General features: G+C 49.6%; 7 protein-coding genes and 1 pseudogene. 6 read left to right on the top strand and 2 right to left on the bottom strand.

Features of this window, described 5'->3' with window-relative positions:
- Positions 1–58: 58 nt before the first annotated feature.
- Positions 59–208, bottom strand: a complete 150-nt coding sequence (locus PX481_RS01100) for a hypothetical protein (RefSeq protein WP_162528344.1) — start codon at positions 206–208, stop codon at positions 59–61.
- Positions 209–244: 36 nt separating this feature from the next.
- Positions 245–379: pseudogene (locus PX481_RS01105) on the bottom strand (IS630 family transposase); the annotation flags it as partial.
- On the opposite strand from PX481_RS01105, the gene PX481_RS01110 reads away from it, so the two are divergent.
- The 6 genes from PX481_RS01110 to PX481_RS01135 form a co-directional block, all read left to right on the top strand.
- Positions 326–511 (top strand): hypothetical protein, encoded by a 186-nt coding sequence (locus PX481_RS01110; RefSeq protein ID WP_223212981.1) that lies wholly within the window; start codon positions 326–328, stop codon positions 509–511. The pseudogene PX481_RS01105 and the gene PX481_RS01110 overlap by 54 nt on opposite strands.
- A gap of 235 nt (positions 512–746) precedes the next feature.
- On the top strand, positions 747–875 hold the full coding sequence (locus tag PX481_RS01115) for a nickel-binding protein (RefSeq protein WP_256378313.1): 129 nt from the start codon (positions 747–749) through the stop codon (positions 873–875).
- A 12-nt stretch (positions 876–887) separates the two neighbouring features.
- On the top strand, positions 888–2003 hold the full coding sequence (locus tag PX481_RS01120) for an acyl-CoA dehydrogenase family protein (protein ID WP_288093225.1): 1116 nt from the start codon (positions 888–890) through the stop codon (positions 2001–2003).
- On the top strand, positions 2000–2782 hold the full coding sequence (locus PX481_RS01125) for an ABC transporter ATP-binding protein (protein ID WP_287665263.1): 783 nt from the start codon (positions 2000–2002) through the stop codon (positions 2780–2782). The genes PX481_RS01120 and PX481_RS01125 overlap by 4 nt, the downstream gene beginning before the upstream one ends.
- A gap of 4 nt (positions 2783–2786) precedes the next feature.
- Entirely contained in the window at positions 2787–3995 is a 1209-nt protein-coding gene (locus PX481_RS01130; protein ID WP_288093229.1) for an ABC transporter substrate-binding protein, read from the top strand.
- A 12-nt stretch (positions 3996–4007) separates the two neighbouring features.
- On the top strand, positions 4008–4750 hold a 743-nt coding region (locus tag PX481_RS01135; protein WP_288093232.1), incomplete at its 3' end, for an ABC transporter permease.

The raw sequence follows: 4750 nt of genomic DNA on the forward strand, positions 1-4750 counted from the left end.
CATTGTATAGCTCAAGCACCAAGAAAATGCTGGTTATTGAAATATTACATCCCATCATTCAGTCAATAGACCTCTGGTAAAAATCAAAAATTGTTGTTAGGGTTAGTGCGATGCCGAAGGCACTGCGTAGCAGTACGCCATCGCTGTAGGGTGCGTTCCCTAATGTGGCTCCTACTGCCGCACCGATAGATTTTTGGGAACGCACCATGCTAATTCATTCGAGCAAGTGATTACAAGCTATACTTTAGAAGGTCATAATCTGAGATTTATTAAACTTCTGAAATGGTAGAGTGAGCAAGGAATCAAGTTCTTTTTTATGTTTCCGATGGGAATCATTCAGACAGAGAATCCCAACGATGGCACTGTTGAAGATATCGAACTAGGAATCCCGCTCGGACAAGCTGAAAAAGTTTACGGTAAAGCGACGTTACCCCTGTGCAACTATATCTTTAGTCTTGATTTACAAGGCTCTCAGAAATCAGCCGAGATAAAGTATCCTCGGGAACCCTGATTCTGTCCCTATTTAGGGCTTGCTGAAAAAGTTTTTCCTGGGGGCAGGGTGTGGGGTGTGGGGTGTGGGGTGTGGGGTTTTATCGATTTTCAGGTGGTCAACTACCTAATTTTCAGGGAAAAAGTACCTGAATTTTCCCCCCAATCACTCCAATGGTCGGCACTTTTTGAGGTCAAAAAAGTCTAAAAACCTTGTTGGATAAGGTTTTTAGATTTATTCAGCAAACCCTACATATATTTGCGAAGACTTGAGTAAATGTCTCTGTTTCTACGATAGTCCCGATGAAGCGGCGGTAAAAAGAGCCAGAGAAGTGGTCGGCGCACCTATAGATAGTTTGACCTCGATTGAAAATATTCACCCCTAGGAGAAAACAATTATGCTTGATCGAGGCTCCGAAATCCTTTCTTTTCTGGAAGAAAGAGCCACTGACCTCAACAACGGTACAGCTAATCTCAACGTCGGTTGGGCCCTAACCAAGCTAGGAGAATCGGGCTGGTTCGGCTATGCTATACCTGAAAGCTTAGGAGGCCGGGGTGGCTCCTTATTACAGGCAGTAGAGGCGATCTCCTCTGTGTCCCAATGCTGCCTGACCACCGGTTTTGTTTTCTGGTGTCAGCGCGTCTTCATTCAATATCTGGCCGCCAGTAATAACACTTACCTACAAAACAAAATTCTACCAGCTGTTCTCAAGGGAGAGATAGCCGGAGCGACAGGACTCTCCAACGCGATGAAGTACCTCGGCGGTATCGAGGAGCTGCGTTTACAAGCAAAGATCGAGGGGGAAAACGTCACTGTTAATGGCTTCCTGCCCTGGGTCTCTAACCTCGACTCTAAGGGAGAATTCATAGTGGCCGTTGCCGCTCAAACTAGATCTGGACAAACTCTTATCCTCGCCCTTCCCTCCTTCGCAGAGGGGTTAAAACGGGGTGAAGACCTACAATTATTGGGTTTACAAGCTTCCCGCACCAGTACCCTTGAATTCGATCGAGTTCAGTTATCTCACGACTGGATTATCAGCTTGGAAGCAGCAAAATTTTTACCCTCAGTCCGCCCCTGTTTCTTGCTGTTACAATGCGGACTGGCCCTTGGCATTACGCGTAAATCCCTTGGGGAGACAGAGAAAAGTTTAGGGGGAAAGGCAGCGGTAGCCAGCGATCGTTATTTCTTCGCCCGGGAGCGTCTGACTCGTCTAGAAAAGAAAATCGAGCAATTCAGCACCCTAGAAAGCTTCGATCTCGGAGGGACACGCCAACTATTCACCCTCAGAGTGGACATTACCCGGTTAGCGGTGGAATCCGTATGGTTAGAAGCGGAAATTAAGGGAGGAAAAGGCTATTTCCGTAATAGCGACACGGCCCGACGGCTGCGCGAGGTCGCCTTTTTACCGGTGTTAACTCCGAGCCTGATTCAACTAGAAAGAGAATTACAACGTCAGTCCTCTACCGATAAAATTCTCACTGGCGAACTCGATCGAGCGGGGGTGAGGGAATGAGCATCGCCACTGATTACCCCGTCCTCAGCCTCAAAAATCTCCACAAACGCTATAAAACCCGCCATGGCTACCGTACCGTTTTTGAGGATATTAACCTACAGGTGCGCTCCGGTGAGGTGGTTTGTTTGCTTGGGGCCAGTGGTTGCGGTAAATCTACCCTCCTTGCTACCGCCGCTGGTTTGCAAAGTGCCGATGGCGGAGAAATACAATTGCACTCACGACCCCTACAAGCACCAGACATCCGCAGCTCGATCGTCTTTCAATCCCCCGCCCTTTTACCTTGGTTAACCGTTTGGCAAAACGTGGCTTTTGGTTTGAAATTAAAGCGGATGCCCCGCCTCGATCATCAGCAATTACGCGAAAGGGTTCACACCGCCGTTAAAAGCGTCAAACTAGAGGGCTTCGAGCGTGCCTATCCTCATCAACTATCGGGCGGTATGGCTCAGAGAGTTTCTCTAGCCCGCGTCCTCGCCCGCCGCCCCTCTCTCCTCCTCCTGGATGAGCCGTTTAGCGCCCTCGACGCGATCACCCGTTTCGAGATGCAAAAACTCCTCCTAGAAGTCATAGCTCTCTATAACAGCACGGTTCTCCTCGTTACCCACGACATCGACGAGGCCCTATTAGTGGCTGATCGAGTTCTTCTCATGGGCCGTCATCCGGTGGGCATCCGCCGAGAATGGACGATCACGATGCCGAAACCCCGTTTCGAGTCAGCCAAGCTTTTGAGTGATCTACGCCGGTCAATTTTTCAAGAATTAGCCCTTGTGATGACACTGTAAATCTATGAACCTACACGATAATTGTGCTTGTTGCGGCATGAGCCGTCGAGATTTCCTGAAACTTTCGGCACTGTTTACCAGTTCCTTCGGGGCAGCGATCGCCGCCGATAATTGGAATCTCCCCGTTAACGCCAATGCCAACGATCAGCCTGTGAAAATCGGTTATCTACCGATTACGGATGCCGCCCCCCTATTGGTGGCCCACTCGCGAAAACTTTATCAAGCGGAAGGTTTAACTGCCGAACAACCGCGCCTATTCCGCTCTTGGGCGCAGATTGTTGAGGCCTTTCTCGCCCGGCAGGTGAACGTTATTCACGTTCTTTTTCCCACCTCGATCTGGATTCGTTACGGGCGCAATTTCCCCGCTAAAATCGTTGCTTGGAACCATACCAACGGTTCAGCCCTCACCGTCCTTCCCGATATTGAAAATCCCAGGGAATTGGGAGGCAAAACGATCGCGGTTCCTTTCTGGTATTCCATTCATAATTTGGTCTTGCAACAACTCTTACAACGTAACGGGCTGAAAATAGTTCGCAAAGCCAAGGACGCGCCGATCGCGTCTAACGAGGTTAATCTAGTGGTTCTCCCGCCCCCGGATATGGTATCAGCCCTCGCCAATAAGAGCATCGGTGGTTATATCGTTGCTGAACCTTTCAACGCGGCGGCGGAAAATCTCAAAACCGGTAGGGTTCTCCGTTTCACCGGCGATGTCTGGAAGAATCACGCCTGTTGCGTTGTCTTTGTTCACGAGGAGGATATTAGGCAACGGAAACAATGGACGCAGAGGGTGGTAAACGCCCTCGTTAAAGCTCAACTCTGGTCCCGGGGCAATCGCTCCGAAGTGGCCCGGATTCTCTCTAAAGATGGTGGAAAATATACGCCTCACCCGCTGCCAGTATTGCAACGGGCGCTTACTTACTACGATCGCAATTTCTATAAGAAAGACGGGGCGATCGAGAATCCAGCTTGGCAGGTCAACCGGATCGATTTCCAGCCCTATCCTTTCCCTTCCTATAGGTCGGAACTGGTACGCTTGCTCAAAACCACTCAGGTAGAAGGAAATACGGATTTTCTCCAAAAACTGCAACCCCGACAGGTGGCGCGGGATCTCGTGGATGACTCTTTTGTCCGTAATGCCTTGCAACAGGTGGGCGGACCGAAAGCTTTCGGCTTACCGAATAATCTCTCCCGCATCGAGACGATCAAATTTTAAGAATCCGAACCTATGAAGTCACAATCTTTGACCTCCCCGCCAAGAGCTTTACTACCCTTATGGGGTATCGGTTTTGGATTATTGCTCTGGTGGCTATTTACCAGTCCTCTATGGCACTCAAACCCGATTTTAAATGATTTTTCCCCTGAGCGATCTTTTGTCGCTTTATTACGTCTTTTTGTTGGGGGGGAGATTATGCCCCATATCCTCACCAGTTGCCGCCGGGTTATTGTGGGCTTGGCCCTCGCTAGTGCCATCGGTGTGCCGTTGGGGGTATTAATCGGGTTGTATCGCTCCCTTGAATCGGCTTTGTCAGCCCTATTTCAATTTCTACGCATGATTTCGCCCCTTTCTTGGATGCCTTTAGCGGTGATGGTTTTGGGAATTGGTGATCTACCCGTGTATTTTTTGCTGACGGTGGCGGCCATCTGGCCGATCCTTCTCAATACGGCTGCTGGGGTTAATGCGGTTGATCTCTCTTGGTTGACTTTAGCCCGCAGTCTCTGTGCTACCCGAGGGGAAACGGTTTTCCAGATTATTCTGCCTGCGATCCTCTCCCATCTCTTAACTGGTTTCCGTTTGGCTATAGGTATTATCTGGATCGTTCTTGTCCCGGCGGAAATGCTGGGGGTTAGTGCGGGTTTGGGCTATTATATTCTCGATACACGCGATCGACTCGCTTATTCGGAGTTGATGGCGGTGATTCTCGTTATTGGCGCGATTGGTTATCTGCTCGATTGGGGTTTGCGTCTGGC

The sequence above is a fragment of the Microcystis sp. M53603_WE2 genome (assembly GCF_030065435.1).

What these genes read in the sequence shown, in the direction of transcription:
- PX481_RS01100 (WP_162528344.1), bottom strand. Translation starts at nt 208, where the DNA reads ATGGTGCGTTCCCAAAAATCTATCGGTGCGGCAGTAGGAGCCACATTA.
- PX481_RS01120 (WP_288093225.1), top strand. Translation starts at nt 888, where the DNA reads ATGCTTGATCGAGGCTCCGAAATCCTTTCTTTTCTGGAAGAAAGAGCC.
- PX481_RS01110 (WP_223212981.1), top strand. Translation starts at nt 326, where the DNA reads ATGGGAATCATTCAGACAGAGAATCCCAACGATGGCACTGTTGAAGAT.
- PX481_RS01130 (WP_288093229.1), top strand. Translation starts at nt 2,787, where the DNA reads ATGAACCTACACGATAATTGTGCTTGTTGCGGCATGAGCCGTCGAGAT.
- PX481_RS01125 (WP_287665263.1), top strand. Translation starts at nt 2,000, where the DNA reads ATGAGCATCGCCACTGATTACCCCGTCCTCAGCCTCAAAAATCTCCAC.